At 42.1% G+C, this 17,492-nt stretch carries 18 protein-coding genes; 17 read left to right on the top strand and 1 reads right to left on the bottom strand.

The window, feature by feature from the left end:
• Positions 1–134 precede the first annotated feature (134 nt).
• From KNQ03_RS07460 to KNQ03_RS07425, 8 genes are all read left to right on the top strand, one after another.
• Entirely contained in the window at positions 135–1,694 is a 1,560-nt protein-coding gene (locus KNQ03_RS07460) for a S8 family peptidase (protein ID WP_214724112.1), read from the top strand.
• 17 nt (positions 1,695–1,711) lie between these two features.
• Positions 1,712–2,413 carry a hypothetical protein gene (locus KNQ03_RS07455; protein ID WP_214724110.1) on the top strand — a complete coding sequence of 234 codons (702 nt, stop codon included), beginning with the start codon at positions 1,712–1,714 and terminating at the stop codon, positions 2,411–2,413.
• Between the two features lie 99 nt (positions 2,414–2,512).
• Positions 2,513–3,160: a hypothetical protein gene (locus KNQ03_RS07450; protein WP_214724108.1), complete on the top strand. Its 648-nt coding sequence runs from the start codon at positions 2,513–2,515 to the stop codon at positions 3,158–3,160.
• Between the two features lie 44 nt (positions 3,161–3,204).
• A complete protein-coding gene (locus KNQ03_RS07445) occupies positions 3,205–3,903 on the top strand; it encodes a hypothetical protein (RefSeq protein ID WP_214724106.1) in 699 nt (232 codons plus the stop codon).
• Between the two features lie 30 nt (positions 3,904–3,933).
• A complete protein-coding gene (locus KNQ03_RS07440; RefSeq protein WP_214724104.1) occupies positions 3,934–4,626 on the top strand; it encodes a hypothetical protein in 693 nt (230 codons plus the stop codon).
• A 15-nt stretch (positions 4,627–4,641) separates the two neighbouring features.
• Positions 4,642–5,331, top strand: a complete 690-nt coding sequence (locus KNQ03_RS07435) for a hypothetical protein (RefSeq protein WP_214724102.1) — start codon at positions 4,642–4,644, stop codon at positions 5,329–5,331.
• A 15-nt stretch (positions 5,332–5,346) separates the two neighbouring features.
• A complete protein-coding gene (locus KNQ03_RS07430) occupies positions 5,347–6,033 on the top strand; it encodes a hypothetical protein (RefSeq protein WP_058704102.1) in 687 nt (228 codons plus the stop codon).
• Between the two features lie 181 nt (positions 6,034–6,214).
• Positions 6,215–7,114, top strand: a complete 900-nt coding sequence (locus KNQ03_RS07425; RefSeq protein WP_231681775.1) for an LCP family glycopolymer transferase — start codon at positions 6,215–6,217, stop codon at positions 7,112–7,114.
• 38 nt (positions 7,115–7,152) lie between these two features.
• Here KNQ03_RS07425 and KNQ03_RS07420 read toward each other — a convergent pair whose 3' ends face one another.
• Positions 7,153–8,304, bottom strand: coding sequence for a hypothetical protein (locus KNQ03_RS07420; RefSeq protein ID WP_214724100.1), 1,152 nt, complete (start codon positions 8,302–8,304; stop codon positions 7,153–7,155).
• Positions 8,305–8,503: 199 nt separating this feature from the next.
• On the opposite strand from KNQ03_RS07420, the gene KNQ03_RS07415 reads away from it, so the two are divergent.
• The 9 genes from KNQ03_RS07415 (at position 8,504) to KNQ03_RS07375 (ending at position 17,483) form a co-directional block, all read left to right on the top strand.
• Entirely contained in the window at positions 8,504–9,235 is a 732-nt protein-coding gene (locus KNQ03_RS07415; protein ID WP_214724098.1) for a YveK family protein, read from the top strand.
• Positions 9,228–9,923 (top strand): CpsD/CapB family tyrosine-protein kinase, encoded by a 696-nt coding sequence (locus tag KNQ03_RS07410; protein ID WP_050678204.1) that lies wholly within the window; start codon positions 9,228–9,230, stop codon positions 9,921–9,923. Before KNQ03_RS07415 ends, KNQ03_RS07410 begins: the two co-directional genes overlap by 8 nt.
• A gap of 11 nt (positions 9,924–9,934) precedes the next feature.
• Positions 9,935–10,699, top strand: coding sequence for a tyrosine-protein phosphatase (locus tag KNQ03_RS07405; RefSeq protein ID WP_133207892.1), 765 nt, complete (start codon positions 9,935–9,937; stop codon positions 10,697–10,699).
• 191 nt (positions 10,700–10,890) lie between these two features.
• Positions 10,891–11,778: a UTP--glucose-1-phosphate uridylyltransferase GalU gene (gene galU / locus KNQ03_RS07400; protein ID WP_214724322.1), complete on the top strand. Its 888-nt coding sequence runs from the start codon at positions 10,891–10,893 to the stop codon at positions 11,776–11,778.
• 41 nt (positions 11,779–11,819) lie between these two features.
• Positions 11,820–13,670 (top strand): polysaccharide biosynthesis protein, encoded by a 1,851-nt coding sequence (locus KNQ03_RS07395; protein WP_214724096.1) that lies wholly within the window; start codon positions 11,820–11,822, stop codon positions 13,668–13,670.
• Between the two features lie 19 nt (positions 13,671–13,689).
• Positions 13,690–14,316, top strand: a complete 627-nt coding sequence (locus KNQ03_RS07390; protein WP_214724094.1) for a sugar transferase — start codon at positions 13,690–13,692, stop codon at positions 14,314–14,316.
• A gap of 4 nt (positions 14,317–14,320) precedes the next feature.
• Positions 14,321–15,205, top strand: coding sequence for an NAD-dependent epimerase/dehydratase family protein (locus tag KNQ03_RS07385; RefSeq protein ID WP_214724092.1), 885 nt, complete (start codon positions 14,321–14,323; stop codon positions 15,203–15,205).
• Positions 15,192–16,412: a glycosyltransferase family 4 protein gene (locus KNQ03_RS07380; protein ID WP_214724091.1), complete on the top strand. Its 1,221-nt coding sequence runs from the start codon at positions 15,192–15,194 to the stop codon at positions 16,410–16,412. The genes KNQ03_RS07385 and KNQ03_RS07380 overlap by 14 nt, the downstream gene beginning before the upstream one ends.
• A 15-nt stretch (positions 16,413–16,427) precedes the next feature.
• Positions 16,428–17,483: a polysaccharide biosynthesis protein gene (locus tag KNQ03_RS07375; RefSeq protein WP_214724089.1), complete on the top strand. Its 1,056-nt coding sequence runs from the start codon at positions 16,428–16,430 to the stop codon at positions 17,481–17,483.
• Positions 17,484–17,492 lie beyond the last annotated feature (9 nt).

Raw genomic sequence — 17,492 nt, 5'->3', positions numbered from 1 at the left:
CAGTCAAGAAGTCCTGTGCGAACAGGGCTTCTTTTTTTCAGTCAATTCATTGATTGATAGAGGTAAAAAGAACTAGGAAAATCAATTTTTTCCATTATAATGAAAAAGGATACAACGATAAGGAGTGAAATCAAATGAAAAAGGTCATCGTCAGTGCTCTCCTCGTGAGTGCATTTGGTACATATACATGGGATACGACAGAGGCAGCGACAACGGCGAAAAAAGTCCCAGCCATCGAAGCCAAAACGAAAAAAGGCTACATCAAAGGAACGTTCGATGCGAGCGGGAAAGCCTTGTTCTATTTTGATACGAAGACGTATCTGTCAGGTGGAACACACTTGAAGTTCGCCTTTGACGCTTCCAAAAAAGCGACCGTTTATACGTCGCAGACGGAATACAAACAAAAAGATCCATATGCGCGGTATGCGAATAGTAAAAAGACACTCTTTTTCCCACTGACATGGAGTGGACGACAATACATCGAAGTGACGGGAACGAAGAATAAAGCATTTACGATTCCCTATAAACTCGAACGCCTCGAACCCATTCGCGAATACGCGACAAAATCAACGACAACCGGACAAGCGACGAGTCTCGTCGTCCGTCTGAACGGGGCGACGAAAGCAAGTACGTTGTCACAGACGTCACGGGCTACTGATCACGAAACGATTGACAGTACGCTACGGCTCGAGAAGTTCTCCTACAACAGCTTCATCCAAGCGATGGCAGCTAAACGGCAACTCGAAAAAATGAAGGGCGTGCGTTACGTCGAACTCGATCAACCGATGAAGTTACTCAGCACCGATCCGTTCCAGTCCGTCCAGTGGGCATTAAAAAACACCGGACAACGCGGAGGCGTCAAAGGAGCGGACATCGGTTATCACGCGATGGTCAAGCGGATTGCCAACAAGTCACGTTCAACCGTTCGTGTGGCAGTCGTCGATACGGGGATCAATCCGACCTATGCGGATTTCGCCGGACGCGTCCGGATGGATCTCGGATATGATTTTGTTCATAAACGTCAACTTGCTTACGATGATCACGGGCACGGAACACACGTTGCCGGTGTCATTGCTGCAACATCAAACAATGGGTATGGGATGACGGGGATCAACGATCGAGTAAGCATCATTCCGATCAAGGTCATCTCGCGCAATAACTATGCGTCGAACTCGAATATCGCTAAAGGTATTCTGTTCGCTGTAAAACAAAAAGCAAAAGTCATCAACTTGAGTCTTGGTGGTGGCGGTGTTTCCTTAGCGATTGAAGATGCGCTAGCGGAAGCACGCAAGAAAGGAATCTTCGTTGCAGCAGCAACCGGCAATGAAGGCGCGTCGAAACTGTCCTATCCGGCACGCTCGAAATATGCGTTCTCAGTCGGGGCGACGAACCGATTCGATAAACGAGCGTCGTTCTCGAACTACGGCGAAGGACTCGATCTCGTCGCACCAGGGCAAGATATCGCGAGTTATTTACAAGACGGCGAATCGATCTTTTGGAGTGGCACATCGATGGCGACACCGCATGTCGCCGGCGTCGCGAGTGTCCTCTATAGCTTAAAGCCAAGTATCAAAGTGATGGACGTCGAATCGATTCTTCGTAAGTCAGCGAAGGACCTCGGCAAAAAAGGCCGTGACACGACGTACGGGTATGGTCGCTTGAATGCCGATCGTGCCGTCCAACTCGTGAAATAAGGAAAGTAGGTTAAACGATGAAACGTATCTTATGTGTCTTTCTGATTGGTGTCCTCTGTATAAGCGGGACACTCGAAGGACAGGCAGCGTCAAAAGAAGAACAGCAAACATTAAACGATTATCGGAAGTTGAAGTTCGGACTGACACTGACGCAAATCGCAAAAGTCGTCTACGGTTCATCATACAAGGAACATCTAACACAAAAGAATGGTGCAACGGTCTTGAAACAAAAAGCGAATTGGGCGAAGCAGGATAAAGGATATCGGTCCCGGTCGTATTCATTCGTGGATCAGTCGAAGACCCTTCCGAGTCGGACGACACTTGAGTTCTATACGAAGAAAAATGGAAAAACGTATTATCTCGCTCAAAAAGCGATTCAATTTTTAGCGGATACGAATACGGGACTTCGGGAGAGCACGCGGACACTGAAGCATGTGACGTATGTTCAGGGAGATGAGACAGAAGAAGAGCTCGACGCACTGTTGTCAGGAAAAGGATTAGGTCAGGTTGGAATGCGCTGGTCATGGGACTTTACATCCGTCCAGACGAAACAGGAACGGAAAGCGTATAAGTATAAGGGACGGATCAAGATTTATATCTTCCAAAGCTCTAATCCAAAGAAGCAAATCGATATGACGATGAAGTTTGATGATCAGCAGAAGCAATATAAGGTCAACAACTATAGACTCATTCCGATTGAAGCTCCTAAAACAAAATAAGCAGACAATCATGTCTAACAGTCATCATGAAGGAACAATTAGAAGGGGAAAATAGAAATGAAAGTACTAGCAAAACTGATGGTTTTCGTAATCATAGTGATGTCAATTTTTGCTCCAACTACAGCATCGGCAGCATCCAAAGAAGCACTACAGATCAAACAAGAGTACAAAGCACTTAAGTTCGGTATGACGCTAACGGAAGTCGCAAAGACGTTATACGGAAAAGAGTACCGGAAATACATCAAGAAACAAAATGGTAGCGTCGTCTTTACGAAAAAACCGGGAACGACCGATAACGAACAAGGGTATCGGTCCCTCGGATACGTACTTGATCGCCCCTCTAAAAACCTTCCAACGACAACGCTTCTTGAATTTAGTACGAAACAGCACCAGAAGACATATTATCTGACACAAAAAGCGCTGTACTATCAAGCCGATACGGAAAACGGGTTGTATGAAAATAGCCGGACACTCATGAAGTCAGCGTCATTACGCCACGGGATGACGGAGAAACAACTCGACCAACTGGTGTCCGGCAAAAAGCTTGGACAGGTGTCAATGTATTTTAGTTGGAACGTTTCGTCCGTTTTCAAAGAAAGTCCGATGAAAACGGGGCGCTACAAAATCTATCAATTCCATCGACCACATTCGAAAAAGATGCAGGTCGTCACCTTGTCCTATAACAAGCAGAAAAAGCGATATGAGGTGGATACAGAAATCGGGATTTCATTGAAATACGAAAAATGAATAAGGATGATTCATGGAGTCATCGAGGAGAGTAGGAAACAGATATGAAACGCATCATGATAGGGTCACTCTGTTTAGTACTGTTGCTTGGTCTGTTTGTTCCAGGAACAGTATCCGCAGCAACAAAAGCAGAAACGCTTGCGACGTCACAGTACAAAGGCTTGAAAAATGGAATGACGATGGAACAAGTCGCGCAAGTCCTGTATGGCAAGTCGTATCAGAAACACCTGAAGAAAAGAAACGGATCGACTGTTCTTAAACTTCCAATCAACTTCGAAGGAGACGAAGAAGGACATAAACAATTGATCCATGTCCTCTCCGATTCGGCAACACCCCATCTCCCGACTGAACTGGTCTTACAATTCATGACGAAAGAGAAGAGTGCGAAGTATCGCTTGGTGACGAAAGCCTTGTTCATCGAACGGAAGACGAAGACAGGATATCGTGAAAGCACACGGACGCTCGTCAAAGGTGCCGTACTCCAGAACGGGATGACGGAAAAAGAGCTGGATGCGAAATTGACGGGGAAAGGTCTTGGTAACTGGACGATGCTCGGTCATATGGATACAGCGTCTGCTTATACGCTGGACGAACAAAAAAGAGGATTTGCTGAAGTGTCTCGGATCAAAGAATATGTCTTTAGATCGACGACGAACAAGTGGAAACATGTCGAACTGACGTATAGCGAACAAAAAAGAACCTACCAGGTCAGTGATATTCGGACGATTAAGACAAAAAACTAAAGCACGTGCAACAGAAAGTGAGTGAAATGGATGCAGAAGTGGAACGTAAAACGATGGCTTCTCATGGTACTTGTCGCAATAGTTTCTTTACATCCAGTAACGGCGGGTGCTGCAACGAAGGCTGAGACGATCGCCACGAAACAATATCGTGCTTTAAAGCCCGGGATGACGGTGGAACAAGTCGCCAAAGTCCTCTATGGCAAGACGTATAAAAAACAACTGAAGATGAAAAACGGTTCACAAGTCTTACGATTGAACACAGAAATTGAGATGGAGGAATGGGATCGGAACGTCCTTCTCTATGATCTTGTGAATCGAAAAGTGGAATTCCCGTCAGCGATCGGTGTCCTGATGTTCATGACGGAGACGGGCGGAACGAAGTATCGGCTGACGATGAAACAAATGGAGTTCAAACGTGACACGGCAGCCGGATTCCGGACGAGCGATCGTAAACTGATCAAAGGTGCGAAAATCAAGAACGGGATGACGGAGCAACAAGTTGATCGATTACTGACGGGGAAAGGGCTCGGAGCATTCGGGACACTCGGTCACGTCGATACGACATCCGTTCTTCGAAAAAAAGAAGTCAAAGCAGGGAAAGCAACGATCATTCATACGAAATCATACGTTTTTCCGACAGCAACACATAAATGGCAATACATCTTTTTCATCTATGACACGAAAAAGAAAGCGTATCGTGTCGAAGATCATAGTCAGTACTAAAAAGGAGAGTAGAGTATGAACACGACCTTCATGAAAATCACAGTGGCAACAATCATCGCGGGATCAACACTCTTTAGTGGAACGGCATCGGCGGCGACGAAAGTCGAGACAACAGCGACAAATCAATACACAGCACTCAAAGCGGGTATGACGATGGAGCAGGTCGCAAAAGTCTTATACGGCAAAGACTACAAAAAACAATTAACGACGAAAAGCGGTTCACAAGTATTGAAGACGAAAGAAGAGTTTAAGGACGTTGAAGATAAGCGTAAAGAAATTTATTACGAAATCTATGATCGGAAGGCAAAGATTCCTCCGACTTTGATGTCGCTCGGTTTCATGACGAAAAAGAACGATTCCGTGTATCGTCTTATTTCGAAACAAGTCGAAATGGGACGGAATACATATTCCGAATACCGAGAGAGTACACGGAAGTTAAACGCGGGCGCTAAAATCAAGACGGGAATGACGGAGAAACAACTCGATGGTGTGCTCTCGGGGTCTGGTCTTGGGGAATGGGCTGGATTGCTTGAGGAAGATGCACGAAGCGTCTTCGGTGCGAAAGAAATCAAAGACTATGAGATTGAAGCGTTTAAAGGAAAATTGTATGTCTTCCAAAAATCGACGAAATCACGTGTTTACGTTGAGATGAGTTATGACACGAAAAAGAAAGCCTACGTTATTGAAAATCACGAGACATTCTAAAAAGGAGATAGGAACATGAAAATGACATTTACGAAAGTTGCAGTAGCAACAGTACTCGCAGGAACGACTTTATTCGGAGGAGCGGCATCGGCTGCGACGAAAGACGAAACGAAAGTAACCGATCGTTACACCGCATTAAAAGCGGGGATGACAATCGAGCAAGCAGCAAAAGTCATCTATGGGAAAGATTATAAGAAACAACTGACGAAAAAAAGTGGTTCGACGGTACTAAAGAAAAAGGCGGAATTCACGACCGTATCACAAGGTCAAAAAACAACGGCATACACGTTCTCTGATGAAAAGAACTTTACGAACATATCTGTGTTTCAGTTCATGACGAAAAAAAATAGTTCAGTCTATCGTTTGACAGGAAAATCACTAGATCTGTTTCGTGTTGATAGTTACTCAGGTGCTCGTGAAAGTAAGATGAAACTGCTCAAAGGAAAGAAAATCAAGACGGGTATGACGGAGAAACAATTGGATGCAGTATTATCTGGTTCAGGTCTTGGCGAGTGGACAGGAGTAGACTCGATTGACTGGACATCGATTCAAACGAAACAAGAACTAGACTATGGACTCGGAATCAAGGCACTCTCTAAAACATACGTATTCCCGACTTCGACAACACAACGTAAACTCGTCATTATGAACTATGACTATGAGAAAAAAACATATACGGTAGAAAGTCAAACATCACTCTAATGAACGAAAGAGCTTATCTGAACGATAGGCTCTTTTTTTCATCTTTTCCCGTTTTTGACAAATCGCTCTCAAATTTCGTTATACTCGGACTGTAAGTTTTTTCATGGATGACCGATACTAACGAGAAGCAAAACACAGAAGGGAATGGACGCAGTTGGAACGAGTCAAAAAAAGACGTAAGGTGAAAAAACGCTGGACACCACTGAAAATCATGCTATTGATTGCACTTGTCCTCGTCGTCGGTGTCGGCGGATTCATCGGCTATACATATTATCAAGTCGACCAAACGGTCAAAAAAATTCAATCCCCCGTCAAGAATACGGGAGACAAAGTCGTCGAAGAGCAAAAGCCGGTTTCGGTTCTGTTACTTGGTGTCGATCAACGTCCAGGAGAGCGCGGACGCAGTGACTCAATCATGGTCATGACATTGAACCCGACACGAAACGAAAGTCGATTGATCAGTATTCCTCGGGACACGAAGGTTGATATCGTCGGAAAAGGAACAAATGATAAGATCAACCATGCGTATTCATTCGGTGGACCGGAGATGGCAATCAAGACAGTCGAAAAGTTTCTTAATATCCCAATCAATTACTATGCAGAAATCAACATGGAAGGGTTCACGTCCCTAGTTGATGCAGTCGGTGGGGTGACGGTCAATAACGACATCGACTTTACGGTCAGTGGGACACACTTCCCGGTCGGTAAAGTTAACTTAGATGGAAAATCAGCATTGAAATTCACACGCATGCGTTATGAAGATCCACGTGGAGACTTTGGTCGACAAATGCGTCAACGGGAAGTCATCGCCCAAGTCGCAAACAAATTATCATCCGATGTATCAGTCAGTAATTTTAATGCAATCATGGATGTCGTCGGGAAGAACGCACAAACGAACGTTTCATTTAAACCGATGCGTACTTTAGCATTTGATTACATGGATGCCTTCCGTAACCAGAAGAATTTGAAACTCGAAGGAACGGGTGGAAAAGAAGGCGACGGAATTTATTACTGGCACCCGACAGAAGATTCATTAAAAGAGACACAAACGGCATTACGCTATTCACTCGATATGGAATGAACAAAAGCACCGAATCTCACGGATTCGGTGCTTTTCGTTTAGAACGATTGTTCCGCTAGACGAATCCGACTGATCGTTCCGTCTTTTGCAAAACGTTGGAGACGATACGAGTTACTCGTGACGAGTCCTGTCGATTCCGTTTCTAGTTGAAGTGGGGCGAGTGAGGCTAATTGCTCATTCGTAATAGTCGTCTCCGTCCAGTCAATGGCGATGACCTTGTTGTCCTTCAAGACAAAAAAGTGATTTCCGTAAAACAGGTAGTCATGCAATTCATCATTGAAAGTCCGATCGGCTGGTCCATAAAGACTATTCAGTTCTTCACTACTTTTGCCGATAAGGTCAATGAGGGTCCCGGTAACAAAACTCGTATCGAGCTGATCGTTGACCCACGTCAAAAGCGTTTCATCAGCAAGTGGTTCACCTTCAAGCTGTTTTGTTGTATCGGACGTTTTAATATACCCCGTTAAATCATCCGACAATTCGATTTCAGTCACGCCGTCATTTTTCTTGACGATGCGATATCCGTCACCGAAATCGGCTTCGTACAGCAATGTCGTCATCGACTCTTCCCGATAGATGTTGCTCGAACGTGTTTTGACGTATAGGACATCATCAACAGCGGCAGTCTCTTCTGGTGCTGTTGGTTTCTTTTCCTTCGTTTTTTCAACTGTGACCGGTTTTTCGACAGTAGCCTTTGGTGTCGTATCTGCAGATCCTACGAAGTATGTCGAGTAGACGTAAGTTCCACCGGCTCCAAGTAAGAAACAAAGAATCAACAGCGCGATCCAGCCCCAAGGTAACGGTCGTTTTGCTCCAGCATGCTTGATTTCTTTCTCTTTTTTACGTCGTTTTGGTTCCGGTTCGCGTTGACTCCGTGAAAGAGTCGGAAGTGGTTCTTCTGCCTCGTCCGGGAGTGGACCATCTTCGTCCAAGATTGGACGAGCGACTAATGTACCGTAAAAGTCAGCTAATGTCGCATGATGTTTTCCGGCGAGAAATGCATTCCATTCGTCGACCGTGACGGTATCTTCGTCATAAGGAATCAGTGGCGGTTGACCGGTAATTCGGATCATCGTATCCGTCAAGGATTCCGTCGAAGCAAGACTCGAACGAATCCGTTCATGAAGTCGTGCGATATCTTCCTTCGAGTGAGATGTATAGAATTGTAGCGCTTGTAACGAGCGATGCATAAAGAAATTCCTCCTATGTCGAGATACGGAAATGAATGTAAAAAGTAACAATTCATCTTTTATTATACGCAATGTTTTTCAATAAACGTATGTCATTTCCTAAAAAAACATCAACCATTTCCCAAATATTTGTTATACTGAGTCCTAGTTGATGTAGGAAAGTCACTGAATTAGACAAATAAAGGAGAATAATTAGACCATGAATGAAACGATTAGCTTGCAGGAATTATTTTCGATTTTACGTAAATCGTTCTGGCGCATCTTGGCGTTGACGATTGTCGCCGCCCTCATCTCATTTGCCGTCAGTAGCTTTTTGATTAAACCGACGTATCAAGCAGGGACGCAAATTCTCGTCACACCGAAGAAACAAGACAATGAAGTCATTGATGCACAGTCTGTCCAGTCGTCTGTCACATTGGTTAATACATATCGGGTCATCATCAAGAGCCCGGCGATTTTAGAACAGGTTCAAAAGGAAGTTCCGAACGCACCAACGAATATGAATGCTTTGAACAACATGGTCACGGTCGAAAGTGAGCAAAACTCTCAGGTCATTAACGTTTCGGTCCAAAGTACCGATGCAGCATTAGCATCCAACTTGGCGAACTCGATTGCTGAAGTCTTTAGTTCAGACGTTCAAGAATTAATGAGTGTTGATAACGTTACGGTCTTGTCGACATCAGGTATCCCAACGTCACCTGTCAGTCCCAATATTATTTTGAACACAGTAATAGCAGCAGTCGTTGGATTCTTACTCGGTGTCGGTCTTGCTTTCTTACGTGAAGTACTCGATCGTCGCATCCGGACAGAAGATCAGGTCCAACAAATTCTTGATCTCCCGGTACTCGGTAGTATCCCGGATATCGACAGTAAAGTATTCAAGTCATCGTCAAAAGCAGCAAAACGAGAGGCGGTCAAACAATATGGCTAAGAAGAGCAAAATGAACAAAGATGCACGGAAACTGATTACGGTCACGCAACCGAAGTCACCTGTTGCTGAGCAGTATCGAACGATCCGGACGAACATTGAATTCATGGCTGTCGATCGTGAGATTCAAGCAATTCTTGTCACCTCCGCAACACAAGGTGAAGGAAAATCAACGACGTCATCAAACTTGGCCGTCGCTTACGCGCAACAAGGGAAAAAAGTATTGATTATCGATACAGATATGCGTCGCCCAACGGTTCATTATACGTTCCGTGTTGCGAATGGTCTTGGACTTTCGAGTCTTTTAACTCGCCAAGCGGAAAAAGAAAAGGCAATCTTACCAACGAAAGTCGATAACCTATCAATTTTGACAGCCGGTCCGATTCCGCCGAATCCAGCGGAGCTCTTGTCGTCACGTGCGATGGAGCATCTAACGGAACAACTACGTGAAGAATTCGACATCATCATCTTTGACGCACCGCCATTACTACAAGTCGCCGATAGTCGGATTACTTCGAAACTAACGGATGGTGTTGTCCTTGTCGTCGGTTGTACGACATCTGATCGTCAACGAGTGTTAAAAGCGAAAGAACAGCTTGAACTGGCCGAAGCGAAAATTCTCGGTGTCGTCTTGAACCGTCGTGAACTGACGGATGATTCAGCATACCAATACTACTATTCCTATGAGTGAGGGACATCTATATGGTTGATATCCACTGTCATATCTTGCCGCTCGTCGATGACGGTCCGGCCAGTGTCGAACATGCCTTGCAGTTAGCTGAACAAGCCGTCGCAGAGGGGGTGTCGCGGATCATCGCGACTCCACACCTCTATCATCCACAATTCGAAACAGAAGATGTCGATGTCCAGTTGACGGTCGATGAGTTCAATGTCTTGTTGAAACAACGTGATATTCCGTTAACCGTCTATCCAGGTCATGAGATCCGGTTGATCGGTGAGTTGATGGAAGCGTTAGAAGCAGGACAAGCGCTGACGCTGAACGATTCACGCTATATTTTGATCGAGTTTCCATCAAGCGGAATTCCATCGTATGCGCGCCAAGTCTTTGCAGAATTAATTTCCGATGGTTATATCCCGGTCGTTGCCCATCCAGAAAAGAATAAAGCAATCATTCAAAATCCATCGTTACTTTTTGAATTGATTTCAAACGGTGCGATCAGTCAGGTGACGTGTGCCAGTTTGATCGGGAAGTACGGAAAGGATGTTCAGCGATTTGCGATTGCCTTGCTTGAGAATGGGCTAGCCCATCTTGTGGCAAGTGATGCGCATCACCTCGAGAAACGTCCATTCTACTGGAAGCAATGCGAACGGATGCTTGAGAAAACATTCGAAGATTGGTTGATCGATGAGATTTATGAAAACAATGAAGCCGTTCTCTTGAACCAACTCGTGACAATCAATCCCCCGAGTCCTGTCGAGAAGAATTGGAAAGGACAGTGGGTGTAACATTTTTTGTCAAGGTAAGGGAAAGAGAGTGAATTGGCACTCTCTTTTTTCTATGTTAACGCTTACATTATTAAATTATGGAAAACTTTATGGAAAATGACATGTTTCCTGTGTTATTGTATTTTACATAAAGAATGGGATTGATAATATAAATTTCCAATTAGAATTTGGAATGAGGAGTGAACTAGATGATGCGAGTTAAAAAAGCAGTCATTCCAGCAGCAGGGCTCGGAACACGTTTTTTACCGGCGACAAAAGCGATGCCAAAGGAAATGTTACCGATCGTTGATAAACCAACGATTCAATACATCATTGAAGAGGCGATCGAATCAGGAATCGAAGACATCTTGATTATTACTGGTAAAGGGAAACGCGCGATCGAAGATCACTTTGATTCCGTACCGGAGCTAGAAGCGAACCTGATTTCGAAAAATAAATCAGAATTACTTTACTTAGTCGAAGAGACAACGAAGATTAACATTCATTTCATTCGTCAATCAAAACCAAAAGGTCTTGGGGATGCGATTCTTCAAGCGAAAGCATTCGTTGGTAATGAACCATTCGTCGTCATGCTTGGTGATGATATCGTTCAGGCTGAAGTGCCTTGTACGCGACAGTTAATCGAACAATATGAAATCACGAATAGTTCGATCATTGGTGTGCAACCTGTTCCAGAAAAAGATACACATCGTTACGGAATCGTTGATCCAAGTACGAGCATCTCAGAGCAATTACATAAGGTAAAATCTTTCGTCGAAAAGCCAGCACCAGGAACAGCCCCATCGAACTTAGCGATTTTAGGGCGTTATCTACTCACGCCAGAAATCTTTAAATATCTTGAAACACAACAAATCGGATCCGGTGGCGAAATTCAATTGACGGACGCGATTACACGACTCAATGAAATGCAGCGGGTCTTTGCCTACGAATTTGATGGTAAACGGTATGATGTTGGTGAAAAATTAGGATTCATTCGAACAACACTCGAATTTGCCTTGAACCGTGAAGATTTAGGGGAAGACGTAGCAGCGATGATGGAAGAGTTGTTACAGGCACACAAATCACAATCGCTTGTCTGAAAATCAGTATGTCAAATATTAGTTGAAAGGAGTGAATGTTCGTGAAGAAGTATTATTATTACCGGACGATTTTACTGGCATGTATGGATGCCTGTGCATTGATGGTGGCGATGAGCTTTACATATTTTTTCTTGTATCCAAAGGAATTATTTTTATTGATCGACAGTCGTGATGTAATTCAGTCAGCGACGGTATTTGCCCTACTCTTCATCACTGTCGCGTTTCTCATGAAACTGTACCGTGTTAACTGGAAATATGCGAGTGTACAGGAAGCAATGACATTATCATTGTCCCTGGGACTCAGCTCAATCGGCTTAATAGTGTATCAAGTTCTATTCTTCGGACAAGTCTTAGAACGCATCACGCTATTAAGTTTTTGTATTTCTTTACTGCTACTTGGAGCAATCCGAGTAGGCTTACGTCTCCTTGGGATCGGTCAACATTGGCGGAAGTATGCCTTACCTCGTCGTATGATCAAGTCGCGAAAGCGGACGTTGGTCATCGGGGCAGGACGTGCAGGACGGGCATTGGTTCGTCAACTCTATGCATCACCATTCCATGAATTAAAGCCGGTTGCTTTTGTCGATGATGATCCAAAAAACATGCATTTCGTGATTCAAGGAATCGAAGTTGCAGGAACGACGGAGGACTTAAAAGCAGTCATCGAGCGACATAAAATTGAAGCCATCGTCTTAGCGATTCCATCGTTGTCACAGCAACGGCGGATCGAACTGATCACCGAGGCAAAGACACTGTGTAAGAACGTTCAAACCTTACCGATGATTGAAGAACTTGTGACGGGGAAAGTCTCGGTCAACGCGATTCGCGATGTATCGATTGAAGACTTACTCGGACGCGAACCGGTTGAACTGAACATCTCGGGGATTCGAAGTGAGATTGAAGGACGGACGGTCCTTGTTACAGGAGCCGGTGGATCGATTGGATCAGAAATTTGTCGCCAAATCATTCAATTCAATCCGACGACGTTAGTATTACTCGGTCATGGTGAGAACAGCATCTATTTGATTGAACGGGAACTTCGTAGTTTACAGACAGCAATCAATCTAGTGCCAATCATTGCCGATGTGCAAGACCAGATGCGTTTAGATGAAGTGTTTGCACAACATCGACCGGATGTCGTCTTCCATGCAGCGGCTCATAAACACGTGCCTTTAATGGAAGCAAATCCGTATGAGTCAGTTAAAAATAATGTCTATGGAACGAAGAACGTCGCAGAAGTAGCCGACCGTCATCAGGTCGAACGATTCGTCATGATTTCAACGGATAAAGCGGTCAATCCGACGAACGTCATGGGTTCGACGAAACGAATTGCCGAGATGATCATTCAGGATTTGGGGAAACGAAGTCAGACGAAGTTCGCTGTCGTTCGTTTCGGTAACGTCCTTGGTAGTCGAGGGTCTGTCATTCCACTCTTTAAGTCGCAAATTGAAGCCGGTGGACCTGTTACGGTGACTCATCCAGAAATGACACGATTCTTCATGACGATTCCAGAAGCGAGTCGATTGGTCATTCAAGCCGGTATTCTAGCTGACGGTGGAGAGGTATTCGTCCTTGATATGGGCGAACCAGTCAAAATCGTTGATCTTGCAAAAAATATGATTGAGTTAAGTGGTTTTACGGAAGACGAGATGCCAATTGTCTTCTCAGGAATCCGACCTGGAGAAAAGATGTATGAAGAATTACTAAAAGATGGAGAAGTCGATCCAGAAGCGATTTATCCGAAAATTTTCGTCGGTCGAACGAAACAAGCTGAACCAATCGAAGAAATATTACTGATGGTAGAAAATCATCAACTAAATCCATTGCAGTTACGCAATACGTTACTGGATATCGCCAATGACGTTGCGATGAAACAACAAAAATTAGTATGAACATAAGGAGCTAAAGCAAATGAGTTATATGAAAGTGAAACGGTTGTTAGGATTCATCCTAGCACTTGTGGCATGTATCGTATTGATACCAGTGTTTTTATGCATCATGGGAGCGATAAAGATTGAATCAAGAGGACCTGTCTTCTTCAAACAAAAACGAGTTGGGTTGAAGAAAAGTCATTTCAACATTTTGAAGTTCCGGACCATGTATATTGAAACACCACAAGATACACCGACTCATTTGCTTGCTGATCCGGATGTTTATATTACGCGTGTCGGGAAGTTCTTACGAAAAACAAGTTTAGATGAACTACCACAACTGTTTAACATCTTAAAGGGTGAGATGAGCTTTGTCGGACCGCGTCCTGCGTTATGGAATCAATATGATTTGATTGATGAGCGCGATAAATACAAAGCGAACGATACATTACCGGGTTTAACAGGATGGGCTCAAATCAATGGTCGTGATGAATTACCGATTGAAGTAAAAGCAAAACTTGACGGTGAATATGTTCAACGTATGGGGATTTTAATGGACTCACATTGCTTCATTGCTACAATCTTTAGCGTATTGAAAAGTGATGGAGTAGTTGAAGGTGGAACGGGTGCCGTTTCTAAAAAAGAAGTTGCCAGTACAAAGGAGTAAGTTGATGAAAAATATATTGATTACTGGTGAAAATGGATATATAGGAAATCAATTCAGTAACTGGGTTTTAGCTAATTTTCCAAATCAAATTTCTGTAGAATTTTTAAGTGTTCGAAATGATGAATGGAGAACTAAAGATTTTTCTATGTACGATTCAGTGCTTCATTTAGCTGGTATAGCTCATTCCTCAAGACATGCTAGTAATAAGGATTTATATTATCGAATAAATCGTGATTTAACTTTTGAAGTAGCGACACATGCCAAAAAATATGGTGTAAAGCAATTCATTTTTATGAGTAGCATTATTGTCTACGGAGACGCCGATTCAAGGGAAACGATAATTGACAAGCATACAGTTCCGAACCCAGCTACTTTTTATGGAGACAGTAAACTACAGGCAGAAAGTTTGTTAAATACTCTTAAAAATAACGAATTTAAAGTAGCAGTCATTAGACCGCCAATGATTTATGGTGAAGGATCTAAAGGTAATTATAGTCGACTATCTCGTTTAGCAAGTATTACACCTTTATTTCCTCATTTTATTAACAAACGGAGTATGTTGTTCGTAGACAATTTATCGATGTTTTTATATCAAATTATTGAGAGTCAATCGGAAGGATTGTTTTTTCCACAGAATAACTCATATGTAAATACGTCAGAAATGGTTCAAGTGATAGCTAAAAGTAAGAATAAAAAAGTGTTCCTAATTCCTGGTTTTCAACTATTTATAAAGCTCATGATTAAAAGGTTTGAAGTAGCAAACAAATTATTTGGTACATTCATCTATGATCAAGAACTATCTCGACTAAATGGAAATACGGATTATTGTATATATGATTTTCATGAAAGTATTTTTATAACCGAAGGGATAAAGTATGAAAAAAAATAAGCATATTTTAGTAATTAGTCAGTATTTTTTTCCGGAAAATTTTCGGATCAATGATATCTGCAAGCAGTGGGTTTCTAAAGGATATAAGGTAACAGTAGTAACAGGAATTCCAAATTATCCTCAAGGTAAATTCTTCAAAGGGTACGGATTTTTCAAGAAAAGAAATGAAGTGTATGAAGGAATTAACATTATACGTTTACCAATTATTGCGAGAGGTAATTCCTCGATTCGATTAGTTTTAAATTACTTGTCTTTCGTTATAAGTGGAGGAATTTGGTCCCTTTTTTCCAAAGTGAAACCGACACACGTATTCATTTTTGAAGTATCTCCAATGACACAGGCATTGCCTGGAGTCTGGTTTGCGCAAAGAAAAAATATTCCATGTCTCTTATACGTTCAAGATCTATGGCCGGAAAACGTGGAAATTGTAACTGGGATTAAAAATCCGCTCATTATTCAATCAATAGGGAAAATGGTTGATTATATATATAAGCATTCAACAAAAATATTAACAACTTCAAATAGTTTTATAAACGCTATCGAAAATCGTGGAGTACCAAGAGATAAAATACAATTTTGGCCACAGTATGCAGAGGATTTTTATCAAGAAATTAGCAATAAATCTGATAATAAAATAGCAGAAAAATTATCAATTATTTTCACTGGAAATATTGGTACTGCTCAAGGATTAGAAATATTACCATTGGTAGCAGCTAAATTAAAAGATATGAACTTACCTAAAAAAATAGTATTTACTCTAGTTGGGGACGGAAGATATAAAAGTGAACTAAAAAAGTTAATTATTAATCAAAAAGTAGAGGAGTACTTTACTTTTATTGATCGACAACCAGCTGAACAAATTCCTATGATTTTGAGTAAACATGATATAGCATTACTCACATTGGCAAACGATAAGTTATTTTCAATGACTATTCCAGCGAAGTTACAATCATATATGGCATGTGGAATGCCGATAATTGGGTCTGTAAATGGTGAAAGTGCAAAAATTATTGAAGAATCTGAAGCAGGGATGAGTAGTTCATCGGGAGATATTGAAGGCTTTGTACATAATATACATTCGTTTGCTAATTTATCTAAACAAGATTTGAATGAAATGAGCATATCTTCAAAAAAATACTATCAAAAGCATTTTCATAAAGACATGTTACTAGACCAAATGGATCGAGAACTTGAAAAAACTATTTAGAATGGGGTAAATATAATGTTTAAAGATAAAGTATTGCTTATTACAGGTGGAACAGGCTCATTTGGACATCAAGTTCTAAAGCGTTTCATTGATACAGATATCAAAGAGATTCGAGTTTTTAGCCGTGATGAAAAAAAACAAGATGATATGAGAAAATTAATTAACAATGAAAAAGTAAAATTTTATATTGGTGATGTACGTGACTACAATAGTGTCGAAGATGCAATGAAGGGTGTTAATTATGTTTTTCATGCAGCAGCACTAAAACAAGTGCCTTCATGTGAATTTTATCCAATGGAAGCAATTAAAACAAATGTTCAAGGATCGGACAATGTATTTCGTGCCGCTAAATATCATGGAGTAGAACGAGTTGTTTTACTAAGTACAGATAAAGCAGTATATCCAGTTAATGCTATGGGGATTTCAAAAGCAATGGCAGAGAAGTGTATGGTCGCAGCTTCACGAAATGTATCTGAAGACGAAACAGTTTTTTGTTCTACACGGTACGGAAATGTAATGGCATCACGTGGATCTGTCATTCCACTTTTTGTAGACTTAATGAAAGCAGGAAAAGATTTAACGATTACAGATCCAAGTATGACGCGTTATTTAATGTCTTTAGAAGAATCAGTTGATCTTGTTTTATACGCTTTCAACAATGCAAAGCAAGGAGATATATTCGTTCAGAAAGCACCTGCCTGCACTATTTTCGAATTAGCTACTGCATTAAAAGAGCTTTTTAATTCAACAGCCGAATTTAAAATCATTGGACCTCGTCACGGAGAAAAATCATACGAAACGTTATTAACGAAAGAAGAGTTCGTAAAAGCAGAAGACCATGGTGAGTATTATCGAATTCCAGCTGACACTCGCGATCTAAACTATGAAAAGTTCTTTACAGAAGGAAATGAAATGGTTCGAGATCATTTAGAATATAATTCTGATAATACGAATCGTGTCACTGTAGATCAAGTAAAAGAGATGTTGATGGAGTTACCATATATCCAACATGAATTACGTCAATGGAAGCAAGAAACAGTCAAAACAGATAGCATTATTGAGTTAATGTGAGGAGTTTGA

Origin of the sequence: Exiguobacterium sp. s143 (genome assembly GCF_018618895.1) — a bacterium.
Classification (GTDB): Bacteria; Bacillota; Bacilli; order Exiguobacteriales; family Exiguobacteriaceae; genus Exiguobacterium_A; species Exiguobacterium_A abrahamii.
Note: the sequence above shows the minus strand (reverse complement) of the source record. Positions and strands in the feature narration are given on the sequence as shown.